We start from the raw sequence: 17,164 nt of genomic DNA on the forward strand, positions 1-17,164 counted from the left end.
CGGGTGAACAGGTGGTTGGGCAGGTGGGCGGTTGGCGGGCGGGTGGAACGGAGGGATGGAGGGGTGGATGGGCCGTCCTGGGCGGTCAGGCGGCCTCTCGCTCGATGGGGCAGGTCATGCAGCGCGGACCGCCGCGACCGCGGCCGAGTTCGCTGCCGCGCACGGTGATGACCTCGATCCCGCTGCGGCGCAGGTGGGTGTTGGTGGTCACGTTGCGCTCGTAGGCGACGACCACGCCGGGTTCGACCGCCAGTACGTTGCAGCCGTCGTCCCACTGCTCCCGCTCGGCGGAACGGATGTCCTGGGTCGGGGTGAGGACCGTGACGGCGGGCAGCCCCAGGGCGTCGGCGATGACCTCGTCGAGGGAGCCGGGGGCGTGATCGGTGACTTTCAGGCCCTGGCCGCCGGCGCCCGGTTCGATCGTGGAGGACGAGAGCGTGCCGAGGCCGGCGTAGCGGGTGAAGGTGTCCGCACTAACCATGGTCATGACAGTGTCGAGGTGCATGAAGCTGCGGCTCTTCGGGAGGTTGACAGCCACCACCCGCCGGGCGGAACCGGCCGCGAACAGGCGCAGGGCGAGGTTCTCCACGGCCTGCGCAGTGGTGCGCTCGCTCATGCCGACGAGCACCGCGCCGTTCCCGATGACGAGGACGTCACCGCCCTCGATGGTGGCGGGATAGGCGTCCTGCCCGTCCGTCCACCGGTGGAACTCGCCCTTCTCGAAAAGGGGATGGTGCCGGTAGACGGCCTCGAAGTGGACCGTCTCACGGCGGCGTGCCCGCTTGTTCATCGGATTGACGCTCACGCCGTCGTACACCCAGCAGGAGGTGTCACGGGTGAACAGGTGGTTGGGCAGGGGCGCGAGCAGGAAGTCGTCCGGGGCCATGGCGTGGAGCCGTACGCTCGGTATCGTCCCGATGCGTGCGAGCAGCTCCGCCTTGGTGACGCCACCGATGAGGCAGGCGGTCAGAGCCGCCGGCTCCAGGGAGTCGAAGTACGCGCGGAGCCGGTCGGTGCCGAGGACCCCGAACTCCCGCTCGTCGAAGACGCGGTCCAGGACGAGCCGGCGCGCGTCGAGGGCGGCCAGGGTCTCGGTGAGCAGGTCCGCGAGGAGGTGTACGCGGACCCCGCGGTCGCGCAGGGCGTCGGCGAAGGCGTCGTGTTCCTCGCGGGCGCGCTTGACCCACAGCACGTCGTCGAAGAGGAGGACGTCCTTGTTGCTGGGGGTGAGGCGTGTCAGTTCGAGGTCCGGCCGGTGCAGGATGACCTGCTTCAGCCGGCCGGTCTCGGAGTCGACGTGGAAGGGCATGGAGCCACCAGGAGGCGAGAAGGGACGTGCGCGCAGAGGACGGCACGGGGACGGCGCTCGACCGGGCGGCCCAGTGGGGCGCCTCGGGAGCCAGGGAAACTCTGTCACCCGTCTCCCGGCCGCACCGGTCGGCAACGGTCCCTGGCGGCGGGCCGTTCGGCTCCTCGCGGACGGCCCCCTCGGCCGTGCCCCAGGGACTTTCGGCCCCGGCGCACTGGCCGGGGTGCGCCCGAGCGCGTCAGGCGTCCTCGTGCGGCACCACGACCACCGGGGCCGCCCCCCGCTCACGTCGGCCCTGCGGCCGAACCGTGCTCGTCCGCTGCGCCGGGCGTGCTCGGCCAACAGCACGGTGCAGGCGGTGGCCAGGCATACGGCCCCCTGCACGGGACCGAGCGGGAAGGTGCCGGCCACCGCGGAGCGGGTGATCTCGATGCCGGGCGCGACAGCCTGCGCCCGCTCCTCGGCCCGGGCCCGTACGCCTTCCGCCATCTGCTCCGGACCGCGTCCGGCCGCGCTCCACGGTGCGGCACCCGTCGGCAGGTGCGCGGAGGGGCGGCCGAAGGCGTGCACGACACGCAGCGGCGCCCCGCGCGGCCCGTGCCACTCCGTCCCCGGGGCGGCCGCCCACGGCAGGGCCCATCGGGGCGCCCGAGGGCCCGCTCGGTCCTGCCGGCGCGTCTCCGAGCACAGCGGCCCCGGCAGTGGACCGCGGTGCGCGTCGGGTCCGCGGCCCCGCCTCCCGTCGCGGAGGCGCCGGACGGCTCGTCGGCGCTCACAGGGCCCGCAGGCCGTGTTCCCTGAACTGTTCGCGGACGCGTTCGACCAGCTTCGGGCCCGGGGTGGGGTTGTCGCGCAGGCGGAAGGGGATGCCGAGCGCGTCGTACTTGTGGGCGCCGAGCTTGTGGAAGGGCAGGACGTCGACCCGATCGACGTTGCCCAGCCCGGCGAGGAATCCGCCGAGGCCGTCGACGGCGGCCGGGTCGTCGGTCCAGCCGGGGACGAGGACGTAGCGGATCCACACGGGGACGCCGAGGCGGTCCAGGCGGGTGGCGAAGCCGAGGGTGGGGGCGAGGTCTCCGCCGGTCAACCTGCGGTGGGTGCGGCCGTCGAACGACTTGACGTCCAGCAGCACCAGATCGGTGTCGGCGAGCAGGGCGTCGCTCGCGCGGGCGCCGAGGAAGCCGGAGGTGTCCAGGGCGGTGTGCAGACCGAGCTCCTTGCAGCGGCGGAAGACCGCAGCCGTGAAGGCTGGTTGGAGGAGGGCCTCACCGCCGGTGAGGGTGACGCCTCCACCGGCGGTGGTGACGAACGCCCGGTACTTCCCGATCTCGGCCATCACCTCGTCGACGGTGGCCGGTGTCCCGTCGCGCATGTGCCAGGTGTCCGGGTTCGCGCAGTACAGGCAGCGCAGCGGGCAGCCGCTGAGGAACAGGACGAACCGGGTCCCGGGACCGTCCACTCCCGTGGAAAGGTCCCAGGAGTGGACCCGGCCCACCACCGGCTCGACCGTGGTGCTCACAGCGATCCGTGGAAGGTGCGGCTGATCACGTCGAGCTGCTGCTCACGGGTCAGCCGGACGAAGTTGACCGCGTATCCGGAGACGCGGACGGTCAACTCCGGGTACTTCTCGGGGTGTTCCATGGCGTCCTCCAGGGTCGCCCGGTCCAGGACGTTGACGTTCATGTGGAAGCCGCCGGAGGCCGTGTAGGCGTCCAGGATGCCCACGAGGTGGCCGGCGCGCTCCGCCGGGTCGTGGCCCAGCCCCTCGGGTGTGATCGTCGTGGTCAGCGAGATCCCGTCGCGGGCCTGCTCGTACGGCAGCTTGGCCACCGAGAGGGCCGAGGCGGCCACACCGTGCCGGTCACGGCCGTTCATCGGGTTGGCGCCCGGCGCGAACGGGGTTCCGGCTCGGCGCCCGTCGGGCGTGTTCCCGGTGTGCTCGCCGTACACCACGTTCGAGGTGATGGTCAGCACCGATTGCGTGTGCTCGGCGTCGCGGTACGTCGGGTGCTTGCGCAGCTTCGCCATGAACGACTTCACCAGGTCGGCCGCGATGGTGTCCGCGCGGTCGTCGTTGTTGCCGTACGCCGGGTAGTCGCCCTCGGTCTCGTAGTCGACGGCCAGACCGGAGTCGTCCCGGACGACCTTCACGCGGCCGTGCCTGACGGCGGAGAGACTGTCGACGGCGACCGACAGACCGGCGATACCGCATGCCATGAAGCGGTGCACCGGGTGGTCGTGCAGCGCCATCTCGATGCGCTCGTAGGCGTACTTGTCGTGCATGTAGTGGATGACGTTCAGCGCGTCGACGTAGGTGGCCGCCAGCCACTCCAGCATGCGGTCGTACGCCGCGGACAGCTCCTCGTGGTCCAGGTAGTCACCCGTCAGTGCGGGCACCTCCGGGGCGACCTGCTCGCCGGTCATCTCGTCCCGGCCGCCGTTGATCGCGTACAGCAGCGCCTTGGCCAGGTTGACGCGCGCTCCGAAGAACTGCATCTGCCTGCCCACCGCCATCGCCGAGACGCAGCAGGCGATCGCGGTGTCGTCGCCGGTGCGCGGGCGCATCAGGTCGTCGGACTCGTACTGGATGGCACTGGTGTCGATGGACACCTGCGCGCAGAACCGCTTGAAGCCCTCGGGCAGCCGCGGCGACCACAGGACGGTCAGGTTGGGCTCGGGGGCCGGGCCGAGGTTGTAGAGGGTCTGCAGGAAGCGGAAGGAGGTGCGGGTGACCAGCGGGCGGCCGTCGGTACCGATACCTCCGATGGACTCCGTGACCCATGTGGGGTCACCGGAGAACAGGGCGTCGTACTCGGGGGTGCGCAGGAAGCGGACGATCCGCAGCTTGATCACGAAGTCGTCGATCAGCTCCTGGGCGCGCATCTCGTCGATGAGGCCCGCGTCGAGGTCCCGCTGGAGGTAGACGTCCAGGAAGGTGGAGGTGCGGCCCAGCGACATCGCGGCGCCGTTCTGCTCCTTCACCGCGGCCAGGAAGCCCAGGTAGAGCCATTGCACGGCCTCGTGGGCGGTCGCCGCGGGGCGGGTGATGTCGCAGCCGTACGCGGCTGCCATGCCGGCCAGTTCCCCCAGCGCCCGGATCTGCTCGGCGAGCTCCTCGCGGTCCCGGATCGCGTCGGAGGTGGAGGGTTGCGCGTCCAGAAGGGCCCGCTCGGCACGTTTGGCCTCGATGAGCCGGTCGGTGCCGTACAGCGCGACGCGCCGGTAGTCGCCGATGATCCGGCCCCGGCCGTACGCATCGGGCAGGCCGGTGATGACGCCCGCTTTGCGGGCGGCCCGCATCTGCGGGGTGTAGGCGTCGAAGACGCCTTCGTTGTGGGTCTTGCGGTAGGTGCCGAAGACCTTGGTCACGAACGGGTCGGGCTCGTAGCCGTACGCTTTGAGCCCGTTCTCCACCATCCGCAAACCGCCGTTGGGCATGATCGCGCGCCTGAGAGGGGCGTCGGTCTGCAGGCCGACGATCAGCTCGCGGTCACGGTCGATCCAGCCCGGCGCGTGCGAGGTGATGGTGGACGGCGTGGTGGTGTCGACGTCGAGCACCCCCCTGCGCCGCTCCTCCGGGAACAGGGCACTGACCTTGCGCCATACCGTGAGCGTGCGCTCGGTCGGTCCGGCCAGGAACCGCCCGTCGCCCTCGTACGGCGTGTAATTGGCCTGGATGAAGTCGCGCACGTCGATGTGCCCCCGCCAACGTGTGCCGGCGAAGCCCCGCCATGCTCCGGTCGGCGTCCGGGGCCCAGCTGTCACCGTTGCCGTCATCGCCGTCTCTCCCTCGTGGTGCGCGTGAAGTGTCTGCACTTGGATGGTCGCCGCCTGCCATGGCCCCGAAGAGGGTCTGTCGGCGCACCGCCGACGGGCCACCGGTCCCGGTCCGCCCCGGGCCGTTGGGCCCGGTCGAGCCGCCGGGGGAAGGAACGAGGGGGCGCGTCCGGGCAGCCGCTGTGACGCCGCGGCCGCCGGTCCCCGATGTGCAGACCGGCCGGGTGCGGATGTTCGACACCGGCGGAACACCTGCAGCGATGTCGGGAGCGGAATTCCGGGAGTGGGGCCGGCAGCGCACCCGGACGAGGCGTCGCCGGCGCTCCGTGGAAGCCCGCTACCGGCTCACACCACGTCCAGTACGTCGCTCACCGGCCGGCGCGGGGTCGGGGGCACGCCCGGGCCGTAGCCCAGCCGGATCAGCATCTGCGGGTGGCCGGTCGGCGAGAGGGGATCGCGCATCGCCCAGCGCAGTTCCGGCCATTCGAGGGCCTGCGAATTGAGGGACGTGGAGAGCCCGTCCAGCGTCGCCTGCAGCAGCACGCGTTCCATCGCCTGCCCGGCCCGCAGCCAGTCCTGCGGCCCGTCATCGCGGGTGCCGAGAACGGCCAGGCAGGGTGAGTGCTCGAAGACGGCGTAACCGCGCCCTTCGACGGGGCGGTCACCGGCGAAGTCGCGCACGGGCGCCCGGCCGCCGTAGCGGACCGGACCGAACGCCGAGGACGGCACTCCCTGGTGCGTCGTGTCCTCGGTTCCCGTCCCGGTCCACCGGGCGACCTCGGCCCGTGCCTCGGGCGACAGCGTCTCCGCGTACGCGGCGTCCCGCACCAGGTCGAGCATCGCCTGCACCTGCCAGGCACCGGGAAAGCTCAGGTGCGCGCCTTCGATCCGTGCGGCGCCGATCAATCCGTCGAGAACGGCCTGGGGTACCGCCTCCTGTGAGAACGGCTCCCTGCTCGTACGGCGTCTGCTGATCGCCGGGTACAGGGCGCCGAGGCCGTCCCCGGTGTCGGCGAGGGCGAAGGTGACCGCGGCCAGTGCCTTCGGGTCGGCCGGGTCGGGCAAGAGGTCGGCCCGCGCCTCCCAGCCCGCGTGGGCAGCCGCGACGCGCAGGTTGAGCAGCGCGGCGCCACAGCCGACGTGCAGGCCTCGGGTCGAGGGGTCGGTCTGCGGCATGGCCCGCGACAGGTCCATCGTCAGCAGCAGTTCGCCGCTGTCGCGCGTGAAGCGGAACAACCAGGGCTGGGCGTTGTGCATGGACGGCGCCGCGGTGGCATCGGCCACCCAGGACGTCACTGAGTCCGTGTCCGGTGTACGGGTGGACATGGCGGGTCACTTTCCGGGGAGCAGGGCTGCCGGCATCGGGTGGGGGCACCGCGAGGCGAGGTGATCGCCGGCATTCTGCCGCAGCCGGCGCCGCTCGGCGTGGGCGGTGTCCATCCGGTGATGCTGCCCGGGGCGGTCATCGGGTACGCGCATTGGTGAGGGCGGGTGAGGGTCTGCGCCACAGCGCTCCGGAGCCCGGCGGGGAGCAGGATCCGCCGCCACTGTGCGTGACGGGCCACTGCGGTGCGTGGCCTACGTTCCGTTCCCCCTCCCCCGGCTCCGCACAGCGGGCGGCCCACCCCACCGCAGCGATCGGTTCCGCGAGCCGTCGGCCCCGTGGTCGTGGTGGGTCTGCTTGGCATGACCGTCTCCGAAAGGCGAGGGATGCGCCGTGTGCTCCCACGTCCAGCATCCACCCGCCGCAGGGAACCGGCAGGAGCCCGCTGCTCTTCGTCGGGCGCCGAACGCCGCAGACGCGGGGTGCGACCGGTGTCTCGTCATCCCGGCCCGGGCAGTCCTGGCCTGCGACGTATGGGCCGAGGCCGCCACGACCTCCACGACCGCCACGGGACAGCCCGCATGGTGCAGGGCGTGGGCGACCGACCCGGGGTCACCACAGGGGGACGAGCGGCGCGTCCGGTTCCTGCTGCCGCCAGGCTTCGGTGATGCGGGCGAGGCGGGTGGGGGCGGCGACGCCGCGCACGGTTGCGATCTTGCCGCCTGTGATGTCGAACGTCGCCGCGCCGACAACCCGGGCATTGACCACGAAGAGGATGGCGGGGGCTCCGTTGACGAGCGCGTAGTGGATGGCGGGCGTGCCGCCGGCCAGTCGCCGCTTCGCGGGTGTGGGTTTGAAGCCGGCCCGTACGACGGCGGCGATGCGCCGCGGGCCCTCGTACTGCAGCAGCTTCTCGGCCAGGCCGCCGGCGCCGTCGGAGATCGCGGTCGCGTCGTCCGTGAGCAGCGCCACCAGCCGTTCGGTACGGCCCGAGGAGGCAGCGGCGAGGAACTCCTCGACGATCCGGCGGGCGGATGCCGGGGCGACTTCGCCGCCGTCGCCGCGGCGCGCGGCGGCGATGCGGCGCCGGGCCCGGTGGAGGTGCTGCTGGCTCGCGGACTCGGTGATGCCGAGGATCTCGGCGATCTCGGCGTGGCCGTGGGAGAACGCCTCGCGCAGGACGTAGACGGCCCGCTCGAACGGGGACAGGCGCTCCATGAGCATCAGCACGGCCAAGGAGACCGACTCGCGCTGCTCGAAGGTGTCGGCCGGGCCGAGCATCGGGTCGCCGTCGAGGAGCGGTTCGGGCAGCCAGGCGCCGGCGGTGCGTTCGCGGCGGGCCTGCGCCGAACGCAGCCGGTCGAGGCACAGGTTGGTGACGACCTTGGTCAGCCATGCCTCCGGAACCTTGATCCGCTGCCGGTCGGCGGCCTGCCAGTGCAGGAACGCGTCCTGCACGGCGTCTTCGGCGTCGGTGGCGGAGCCCAGCAGTCGGTAGGCCAGCGAGGCCAGCCGGGTCCGACCGGCCTCGAACCGGCTTGTGTCGAAGCGATCGATGGCGGTGCTGTCCACGCGGACCACCCTAAGCGTGTTTCAGAAGAGGATCGAGGGCGGGCTGTACCGAGGTGCCGGCTGTCGTGGGTCGACGACGGAAGAGATCCGGGGGTGATGCCCGCAGGCTCTGTCTCGACCGTTCGTCAAGGACCGGTCGACGGCAGGTCCTCGTGCGGTGGGTGCTGTGGGCGGCGGCGCAGGCCGCCGGCCAGGCACAGCACCATGCCGAGCATGAGCCACGTCGTCAGGACGGTGGCGGAGCCGATGGCGCCGTGACCCTCGAAGAAGGCGGTGGAGCGCAGCAGTTGGCCGCCGGCCCCGGGCGGTAGCAGTCGGCCGAGGGTGCCGGACCAGCCGGGCAGCATCTCGGGGGCGCTCGCGGTGCCCGACAGGGGGTTGCCGATGAGCATCATGGTGGCGGCGCCGAGGCCCAAGCCGACGTACCCGAGCAGTGACTCGAGACCGAGGATGGTCAGGGAGGTGGCCGCGATGGTCAGCGCGACGGCGCCGCTGTTGGCCCAGTAGGAGCCCTCGATTGAGCCGAACCAGAACTGCAGGATCGCCGCCACGGCGAGCCCGCCCGTGAGGGCGAAGGCGTACGCTCCGGTGACGCGGCGGACGCTGCCGCGGACGAGCCTGGTCAGCAGCAGGGCGGCGAGCAGGCCGCCCATGACCAGCGGCAGGGCTCCGGCGGCCAGTCCGGCGCCGCGCGGGTCGTCGGCCGGCAGCGGGACGAGGTCGCGGGTGGCAACCGCGGTTCCGGTCCTCTGCGCCTGGCCGAGGACGGTCGCGATGCCGTTCAGGCTCTGGGCGACGGCCGTGCTTCCGGCGGATGCGGTGATGACCTGTGGAGTTCCCGAGCCGAGGTCTATCGCCCCGTACACCTTGCGGTCGCGGATCAGTCGTTCGGCGGCGGCGTCGGCGACCTCCGTGACCTCGAAGCCATCGGGGATCCGCTGGTCGAGTACGAGCGTCAGCTGTTCGACGGCCGGGCCGGGCCCGGCGACGGCGATCGGCACACCGTGCACCGATGAGCGTACCGATGGCCAGGCGAAGGCGGTGAGCAGCAGGCTGATGCTCACCGTGAGCAAGGCGACCGCCATGGCCACGGTCGGCCAGGGTGAGGGCGACTCGTTGGCTGCGGGCGCGGCCGGAGTGGACATGTCTTCTCCTTCGGAGGAGGAAGTTCGTCGCCGGGTGGACGAGGGGCGGGCTCGGCACGGGCCGCCCTCCCGGATTGGGGACGGAGCGGAAAGCCGCTGATGCCGTCCCCTCCGGGTAAGACCGCCAAGGACGCCGTCGAGTCGGCCGGCGGCCTGGTCGCATGCCCGGTGAGCTGGGAGACCTGGCTACGCGACTGCCTTCTCGGCAGGCGCAACCTGCGCGGCGGCCAGGCGGTGCTTGCGCTTGGGCAGGCCGAAGGTCGGGTGCGAGGTGCCCCACAGCGACATCTTGACGATGCCCGCCTTGATCCGCGCGGCCTTTCGACCACCCACGTACTTCGGCTTTGCCTGCCCTTCGTCGTCGACCATCTGCAGGATCCCGTCCCGCCGCCCGAGACTGATGTGGTTGCCCACGTACTCCAGCTTGGTCTTCGCGATCTTACGGCCGGTCAGGCGCCCCACGATCGCGTCCACGGCCTGCCGGCCGGTGTAGCCCGCCGAAGCACAGGACATGGGCAGCGGCCGGCCGTTGTCGCCGAGGGCGTAGGCGCTGTCGCCGACGGCGTAGACGTCCGGGTGCGAAACCGACCGCATCATGCGGTCGACGACGATCCGGCCGCTCTCCGTGACCTCGAGACCGCCGGCGGCGGCGATGGGGCCGGCCGCGAACCCGGCCGTCCACACGGTCGCGTCGGAGGCCAGAGTGGTGCCGTCGGCACATGTCACCCGGCTCGCTTCGACGGCTTCGACACCGGTGTGCTCCAGGATGGTGATGCCCAGGCGGTGGCATGCCTCGCGCACGTGGCTGCGGGCTCCGGCGGAGAGCGGAGCGCCCAGCTCGCCGCGCGCGATCAGCGTCACCGCCAGGCCGGGCCGGGACTCGGCGATCTCGGCAGCGGTCTCGATGCCGGTCAACCCGTCGCCGACGACCAGCACGTTGCCGCCGCCGTCCCGCGCGCTCAGGCCGTCCAGGCGCTCGCGCAGGCGCAGCGCGGAGGGCCTGGCAGCGACGTCGAAGGCGTGCTCGGCCACGCCGGGAACACCGTGGTCAGCGCCGTGGCTTCCGAGTGCGTAGAGAAGCGTGTCGTAGCCGAGCTCGCCACCACCGCCCTCGGCGTCGGTCACGGCGACGGTCCGGCGCTCGGGGTCGACGGCGTTGACGTGGGCCAGTCGCAGCCGTATTCCCGTGCCCGCGAAGACGTCGGCGAGCTTCGGAGCCTCGATCTCCTGACCGGCCGCGAGCTGGTGCAACCGCAGCCGCTGGACGAAATCCGGCACGGCGTTGACCACGGTGATCTCGGTGTCCGCCGGGGACAGCCGGCGAGCCAGGGTCCCGGCCGCGAAGGCCCCTGCGTAGCCGGCGCCGAGGACGACGATGCGGTGCTTCATGTGATGCTCCTGTGCTCTGGTCGGTTCCCTTGGTCTCGGTGACTTGAGCGGGACAGCGTCCCGATTCCTGACAGGAGTCGTGTGTGACGTGGGTCACGGAGTCGGCGGTGGTGGCGCCCGACGGTGCTCTTGACGCCGAGACGGCCCAGACGCGGGCCGAGCCGAACGAGGTGAGGACGGCGAGCCTCCCGCCCACGCGCAGGCAACGGCCGGATTCGGCCCTGCGCTACGAGGACATCCGCCCGGCCCTCAAGAGGGGGAGAACCGCGAGGGACAGGCGATGGCAGTTCGTCTCAACCACAACGAACGCCTGGCCACCACGTAGCGAGCGGGGACACGCGGATTCACTGACCCGCCTGTCGTTCCTCCGGTGGCCCGGCGCCCTGTATTCCCGTATGCGCGTTCGGTTAGGCTGGCCTTGCTTGACGCGTGGGCGTGCCGGTTCGGGTGCCGGTGCCGCAGGTGGCGACCCATGGGACGGAACGGGCAGAGGCAGGGCGCAGGTGAGAGGTGGTGACCGGGCTTGTGCAGGTCGTGCGCCCGCTGGGGCGGGACGCCCGTGCGGGTGACGGGCACCCCGGATTCCGGCCCGGAACTCGGGACGATGCCCCGTGGATAAGATCGCGCTCGCGGCCGGAGCCCTGTACGTCATCGTCCTGCTCCGTGCCGGAGGGACGTTCGCCGTCGGGTGGCTCGCCGGCGCCGGTGCCCGGCGCAGCAGGTTCGCCGGGCGGATCTCCTCGGCGAAGTTCCGGCGCGCCGAACGGGCGATCCAGCGGTGGGGCGCGCCGGTGGTCGCCGTCTCCTTCCTGACCGTCGGTTTCCAGACCGCCGCCAACTTCCTCGCGGGCAGCATGCGCATGCCGTTGCCGCGCTACCTCCCCGCCCTGTTCGTGGGCGGAGCGGCCTGGGCGCTGATCTACGCGACGGCAGGTCTCGGCGTGCTCGAAGTGCTGGGAAGGCTCTTCGCCGAGCGGACGGCCCTCGGCGTGTCCGCGGTGGCCGTCCTCCTCCTCTCGGTGGGCGGGGTGGTGGTGTACCGCAGAAGAAGGGCGACCCTGCCCTGCGGTGACACCGCGGCCGAGGAACCGTGAGCCGCCGCCCTGCTCGCCGTGGCCGCCGTCGTCCACCGGCTGCAGCCCCGGCTGCGCACCCGCCGCCGGGGACTGGTCGCGGTCGAGGACCTCGGCCCGGCCTTCGGCAGCGCCGGCCTGCACGCCGAGCTGGATGAACGCCCGCGGCGCTGCGGACATACTGAGCCCGGACCGGTGCTCGCCCGGGGCCAGAACCCCAGGAACCGGCTCCGGCCGGTACGGAAGTGATCCGGCGTTCCGTGCCCGGAACAGGCCGCACCTTCACCGCGTCGTCACCCGGGCCTTCGTCCGGTCACCGCCCACCCCCTGTAGGCCGCACGCGCAGCATCGCCGCGAAGCCGCACGAGTCAGTGCTGATGGAGGACAGGAACTGACCTATATGGCGGCCACACTGTCCGCATGACGACGTTCCGTGGCCTCGCCACCATCCGCTACCACGCCGACGACCTGGCCGCCGCCCGCGCCTGGTACACCGAAGTCCTGGGCGTGGAGCCGTACTTCGCACGGCCCGACTACATCGAGTTCCGGCTCGGCGACCACCTGCAGGAGTTGGGCATCTCGCGTACCCCCTCCGCCCCGGCGGGCGTGGTCGCGTACTGGCACGTGGACGATGTCGACGCGGAGATGGCCCGGCTGCTCGGGCTCGGTGCGAAGGAGCACGAGCCGCTGCGCGACTACGGCGGCTTCCGGGCCGGAGCCGTGCTCGACCCGTTCGGCAACGTCCTCGGCGTGATGTACAACCCTCACTACCTGGAGGTCCTGGGCGCCCGCCGCCCCGGATGACCATCCTCGCAGGCGCCGGCACCGTCCGGGCACGGGTGCCGCGCCCCGTCGCATCCGTCCAGGGACCCCACCGACCGGCAGGACTGAGTGGTTCGCCGCCCCTGGCGCGCCGCCGAAGGTTGCGCATCGGGTGCTTGCAAAGCCCGCCGGCGCCCGCGGCTACGAGGCCGAGGCGGAGCGGCTTGCAGCGATCGCCGCCGCAGAGGCGGCAGCCGAGTGGGCTCGTCGGGCCGCCGTCGCCGACGCCGTGCGCCTGGAGGGCGACGCCGAGGCGGCCGCCATCGCCGCCAAGGGCACGGCCGAGGCCGCGGCCATGCAGGAGCGGGCCGACGCCTTCGAGCGGTACGGGGAGGCAGCCACGCTCCAGATGCTGGTCGAGGCACTGCCGCAGATCGTCGCCAAGGCGGCCGAACCACTCGGCGCCATCGACAAGATGACCGTCATCTCCACCGACGGTGCCACGAAGCCCACCCGCACTGTCACCGACAACGTCGCCCAGGGCGTGGAGCCGCTGGGCTCCACCACGGGCATCGACCGCAACAGGATGCTATGCGGGCTGACTGCCGAGAAGGCCGCGGCGAGATATGGACCCCTTGACCGCACGTGTCCTTCGCCGAGGGGCGGCCCGGCGAGCGAAGGTCCGATATCGGGGTAGGGCGGGGCCGGTCGATTTGGGGCCACTCGGTCCTCCGTCCTGGCCCACAGGGCCCTGCGCATGCACCTGCGCGAGTGTTCAGATGGAGGAAGGGTTCGCCCCTGCCTGCACGTCTCCCCGGGGCGGGCGGCAGGACCCATGGCCGAACACACGGCGAAGGAGCCGGTCATGCCCGCATCCCGCTACACCGTCAGCGACGTCATGACACACACCGCCATCGGCATAGGCCGCGAGGCGTCGTACAAGGAAATCGTCGAGCTCATGCAGGAATGGAAGGTGAGTGCGGTCCCCGTGCTGGAGGGTGAGGGCCGCGTGGTCGGCGTGGTCTCCGAGGCCGACCTGCTGCCCAAGGAGGAGTTCCGCCGCAAGGAGCCCCTCCTGCCGGACCAGCTGGAGGAAGCCTCCAAGGCCGGTGGCGTGCTCGCCGAGGACCTGATGTCCAGCCCGGCGGTCACCGTCCACCCGGACGCCACCCTTGCCGAGGCGGCCCGCATCATGGCCCACAAGCACGTCAAGCGCCTGCCGGTGGTGAACGGAATCGGCATGCTGGAAGGCGTCGTCAGCCGCAGTGACCTGCTGAAAGTCTTCCTGCGCCCGGACGGGGAACTGGAGGAGGAGATCCGACAGGACGTGCTGGCCGAACTCGCGCCGGACGTGTCCCTGGACTTCTCCGTGAAGGACGGTGTCGTCACCCTCCGAGGACCCCTGCACGACCGCGCTCTGGTCCCCCTGCTGGCTCGCGCCATCCGCGCCGTCGAGGGCGTCGTCGACGTGCGGATGGAACTCGACGGGGATGCCTCGGCCACTGCATAGGCTGCCGGCGTGGGCCGTCCGTGGGGTCAGGGGCGGTGGCGGCGGGCCCAGCGGCGGAGTTCGTCGGTGCCCCACACCAGCGGCGGGAAGGCCGCGATGAGGAGGACGACGTCCAGGGGGAGGGCCGCGGTGCCGAAGAGGTGCTGGAGCGGGGGCGCGTAGACGAGCGCCGCGGTGAAGGCGAGTTCGAAGGCGATGCCCGCAAGGAGCAGGGGGTTGGTGAACAGGCCGATGTCGTGCAGGGCCGCGTGGTCGGTGCGGGCGGCGAAGGCCGTCCCGACCTGGCAGGTGACGATGCCGGCGAAGGTGGCGGTGGTCGCGGTGAGGTAGGCGTGGTGCAGGGGTGTGCCCGGGCCGGTCGGGTCGCCGGGGTGCCATCCCGCGCGCCAGAGGACGTAGAAGAAGGCCGTCATGACGAGGGCTGCGGAGACGGTGCCGAGCCAGCCCCAGCTTCGGATCAGCATGTCCTTGTTGATCACGCCTTGGGAGCTGGGGCGCGGCGGGCGGCACATCACCCCCGGCTCGGCGCGCTCGCGGCCGAGGGCCAGGGCGGGGAGGGTCTCGGTGCCGAGGTCGATGGCGAGGATCTGGAGCACGGTCAGCGGCAGTGGAACGGCCCCGGCGGAGAGGGCGAAGACGAGGAAGGGAACGACTTCGGGGGTGAGGTGGGCGAAGATGTAGACGATGAACTTGCGGACGTTGTCGTAGACCCGGCGTCCGGATTCGATCGCGGTGACGATGGTGGCGAAGTTGTCGTCCGTCAGGACCATGGTCGAGGCCTCGCGGGCCACGTCCGTGCCCGATCGACCCATGGCCACGCCTATGTGGGCGCGGTGCAGGGCGGGGGCGTCGTTCACCCCGTCGCCGGTCATGGCGACGATCTGTCCGTGAACCCGCAGGGCGTCAGCCACCTTCAGCTTCGTCTCGGGCGAGGAGCGTGCGAAGACGATCTCGGTGTCGCCCTTCCGGAGGAGGCGGTCGAGCTGGTGGTCGTCGACCGCCTCGGACTGGGCGATCACGCGCAGCCCGGGTACGCCGATGCCCACGGCGCGGGCGATCGCGGCGGCCGTGGCGCCGCTGTCGCCGGTGACGATGTGCACGGTCAGGCCCGCCTCGTGGCAGCGCCGTACCGCTGCCGCGACTTCCGGCCGCGGCGGATCGTAGAGGCCGACCAGTCCGAGCAGGTGCAGGTCCCGCTCGGCCTCCTGACGCCGCTCCGGGCCGTCGGCACCGGCCGGCAGGTCCCGTACGGCGACGGCCAGCACCCTCATCCCGTCCGCGGCCAGGACCTCGGCGGCGTCCTGTGCCGGCCGGGCCGGCTCCCCGGCGGCCAGCAGCGACAGGACGGCTTCCGGGGCGCCCTTGACGATGATGCGGAGGCGGCCGTCGTCCGAGGCATGAACCACCGACATCCGGCGCAGGCGCGGGTCGAAGCGGAAGGAGGCCCGTCGGCGGGCGTCCCGGGCGGCCGGGTCCACGGGCGCGGCGTGCTGTGAGGCTCCGTCGCACAAGGCGATCTCGGTCGGGTCGCCGTGCAGCCGGCCGTCGGTCTCACGGGTCACGGTGGTGCACAGGGCGGCTGCACGGATGAGCTCGGCGCTCCAGGGCCCGGTCTCCGTGAGGTGTTCGGGCGTCCACAGGGCGTGCAGTCGCATCTCGTTCTGCGTGAGGGTGCCGGTCTTGTCGGTGCAGATGACGTTGGTGGATCCGAGGGTCTCCACGGCGCTCAGCCGCTTGATCACCGCGCCCTGCCGGGCCAGCACCCGGACGCCGACGGCCAGGGCGAGGGTGATGGTGGGCAGCAGCCCTTCGGGCACGTTGGCGACGAGCAGGCCGATCGCGAACATCAGCGAGTCGGTCAACGGCAGGCCGACCGCCACACCGGTCACGAGGAAGACCGCGCTCATGGCGACGGCGACCGCGGCGATGAGCCAGGCGACCTTCTTGACCTGCTTCTCCAGGGGGCTCGGCTCGCGGCGGGTGCGCTGGCTGAGGGCGGCGATCCGGCCGAGCTCGGTGTGGCTGCCGGTGGCGAAGACGATCGCCTGTGCCTGGCCTTCGGTGGCGGTGGTGCCGCTGAAGACGAGGTTGGGCTCCTGGAGCAGCGGCAGGCCCTGCAGCCCGGGACCGGCGAGGCGTTCCACGGGGGTGGACTCGCCGGTCAGCATGGACAGGTCCGCTTCGATGCCGCCCTCGGTCAGACGGGCGTCTGCAGGGACCCGCCCTCCCTCTTCCAGGACGATGAGGTCGCCGGGCACCAGGTCCCGGGCCGGGACGTGCTGGGGCCGCCCGTCGCGGACCACTTCTGCCTGTGCGGGAAGGTAGCGCGCCAGGGTCTCGACGGCCCTCTCGGCCTGCCGTTCCTGAACGAGGGCGAACCCGGCGTTGACAAGGACGACGGCGATGATCGCCCAGCCGAGCACGTCGACGGCGGCCGCGAACGCGAGGGCGGCGGCAGCCCACAAGAGCAGGGCCAGCGGGTGCACGAGCTGGCGCAGGAGTTCGCGCACGATGCTCGTGCGCGCTGTCCGGCGGACCTCGTTGGGGCCGTAGACGGCCAGGCGGCGTTCCGCCTCCCGGCTCGACAGGCCCAACGGACCGGTGTGCAGTTCGCGGCGGAGCAAGGGGAGGGGCTCCAGGGGGTCCGGCACGGTGTCACGTGCCCGGTCCGGGCCGGCGGCGGCCTCAGTCATCACCGGCTCCCTGACCGGGACGGAGGCGGCCGGACCAGAGGGGTTCGACCTCCTCCCACTCGGCTTCCCAGGCCCGGGCGCTGCGCGCGTCGACGATCCGGAGGCGTGCGAAGACCAGGGCGCCGACCACGAGCACGGTGCCGCAGAGCGCTCCCGTGCCCAGGCCCACCGCGTTCATCGCCAGGTCGTGGCTGCGGGGCGGGGCGGGAGCCATGTCGCCCCTGTCGTCCACCCACACGCGGACGGTGTCGCCCTTGCGCGTTTCGGCCGGGACGGGAACGGTCTGCGTGTGCGGGCGGTGGGCAGGGTAGTCCCAGGTGGCAGGGGCCACCGTGACCGGCGGCCTGCCCGGCTGCCGGGCATCGGCCAGGGAGGTGGTGTCGCCGACCGTGGTCGCCGTCGTGGAGTGCCGGTGGCGGGCGGTCTCCGCAGCGGCGCGGCCGCCGTCGGCCCACACGGCCCGCCCCACCGCGATCCCGCAGATCACGGCCAGCAGGCAGCCCAGCGCGAAGGCGACGTACAGGCGGGTGCGGGTGCGGTCGGCGTCCCGCCTGAGCGGGTTGGCTCCCGTCCCTGTCGTCCGGTGGTGCATGGCGCGCCTCCGCGTGGT

Annotated in this window: 13 protein-coding genes and 1 pseudogene; 5 read left to right on the top strand and 9 right to left on the bottom strand. The window is 72.2% G+C overall.

Going from position 1 to position 17,164, the window contains the following annotated elements; genetic code table 11:
• Positions 1 to 85: 85 nt before the first annotated feature.
• The 7 genes from HYE82_RS06320 to HYE82_RS06350 form a co-directional block, all read right to left on the bottom strand.
• Entirely contained in the window at positions 86 to 1,309 is a 1,224-nt protein-coding gene (locus HYE82_RS06320) for an arginine deiminase (RefSeq protein ID WP_179172933.1), read from the bottom strand.
• Between the two features lie 772 nt (positions 1,310 to 2,081).
• Positions 2,082 to 2,828, bottom strand: a complete 747-nt coding sequence (pflA, locus tag HYE82_RS06325; protein ID WP_179172934.1) for a pyruvate formate-lyase-activating protein — start codon at positions 2,826 to 2,828, stop codon at positions 2,082 to 2,084.
• Positions 2,825 to 5,086, bottom strand: a complete 2,262-nt coding sequence (gene pflB, locus HYE82_RS06330; protein ID WP_179172935.1) for a formate C-acetyltransferase — start codon at positions 5,084 to 5,086, stop codon at positions 2,825 to 2,827. Before pflB ends, pflA begins: the two co-directional genes overlap by 4 nt.
• Before the next feature lie 345 nt (positions 5,087 to 5,431).
• Positions 5,432 to 6,412, bottom strand: a complete 981-nt coding sequence (locus HYE82_RS06335; RefSeq protein ID WP_179172936.1) for a nitroreductase family protein — start codon at positions 6,410 to 6,412, stop codon at positions 5,432 to 5,434.
• 610 nt (positions 6,413 to 7,022) lie between these two features.
• A complete protein-coding gene (locus HYE82_RS06340) occupies positions 7,023 to 7,982 on the bottom strand; it encodes a sigma-70 family RNA polymerase sigma factor (RefSeq protein ID WP_179172937.1) in 960 nt (319 codons plus the stop codon).
• Between the two features lie 125 nt (positions 7,983 to 8,107).
• Positions 8,108 to 9,127 carry a hypothetical protein gene (locus tag HYE82_RS06345; RefSeq protein WP_179172938.1) on the bottom strand — a complete coding sequence of 340 codons (1,020 nt, stop codon included), beginning with the start codon at positions 9,125 to 9,127 and terminating at the stop codon, positions 8,108 to 8,110.
• 186 nt (positions 9,128 to 9,313) lie between these two features.
• Complete coding sequence (locus HYE82_RS06350; RefSeq protein WP_179172939.1) at positions 9,314 to 10,516, bottom strand: NAD(P)/FAD-dependent oxidoreductase; 1,203 nt, start codon at positions 10,514 to 10,516, stop codon at positions 9,314 to 9,316.
• 611 nt (positions 10,517 to 11,127) lie between these two features.
• Between HYE82_RS06350 and HYE82_RS06355 the strand changes: the two genes are divergently transcribed.
• The 5 genes and pseudogenes from HYE82_RS06355 to HYE82_RS06375 all read left to right on the top strand — a co-directional run bounded on the left by HYE82_RS06355 (position 11,128) and on the right by HYE82_RS06375 (position 13,861).
• Positions 11,128 to 11,610, top strand: coding sequence for a VTT domain-containing protein (locus HYE82_RS06355; protein ID WP_179172940.1), 483 nt, complete (start codon positions 11,128 to 11,130; stop codon positions 11,608 to 11,610).
• Positions 11,611 to 11,628: 18 nt separating this feature from the next.
• Complete coding sequence (locus HYE82_RS06360) at positions 11,629 to 11,838, top strand: hypothetical protein (RefSeq protein ID WP_179172941.1); 210 nt, start codon at positions 11,629 to 11,631, stop codon at positions 11,836 to 11,838.
• A 171-nt stretch (positions 11,839 to 12,009) separates the two neighbouring features.
• Positions 12,010 to 12,393: a VOC family protein gene (locus HYE82_RS06365; protein ID WP_179172942.1), complete on the top strand. Its 384-nt coding sequence runs from the start codon at positions 12,010 to 12,012 to the stop codon at positions 12,391 to 12,393.
• Positions 12,394 to 12,556: 163 nt separating this feature from the next.
• Positions 12,557 to 13,048 (top strand): annotated as a pseudogene (locus HYE82_RS06370) (flotillin domain-containing protein); the annotation flags it as partial.
• 168 nt (positions 13,049 to 13,216) lie between these two features.
• Entirely contained in the window at positions 13,217 to 13,861 is a 645-nt protein-coding gene (locus HYE82_RS06375) for a CBS domain-containing protein (RefSeq protein ID WP_179172943.1), read from the top strand.
• Positions 13,862 to 13,887: 26 nt separating this feature from the next.
• On the opposite strand, the gene HYE82_RS06380 is transcribed toward HYE82_RS06375, so the two are convergent.
• Together HYE82_RS06380 and HYE82_RS06385 are read right to left on the bottom strand one after the other, a co-directional pair.
• Complete coding sequence (locus tag HYE82_RS06380) at positions 13,888 to 16,554, bottom strand: cation-transporting P-type ATPase (RefSeq protein ID WP_179172944.1); 2,667 nt, start codon at positions 16,552 to 16,554, stop codon at positions 13,888 to 13,890.
• A complete protein-coding gene (locus HYE82_RS06385) occupies positions 16,547 to 17,146 on the bottom strand; it encodes a hypothetical protein (RefSeq protein ID WP_179172945.1) in 600 nt (199 codons plus the stop codon). The genes HYE82_RS06380 and HYE82_RS06385 overlap by 8 nt, the downstream gene beginning before the upstream one ends.
• Positions 17,147 to 17,164: the final 18 nt, after the last annotated feature.

Origin of the sequence: Streptomyces sp. BR123 (genome assembly GCF_013401435.1) — a bacterium.
Lineage (GTDB): Bacteria > Actinomycetota > Actinomycetes > Streptomycetales > Streptomycetaceae > Streptomyces.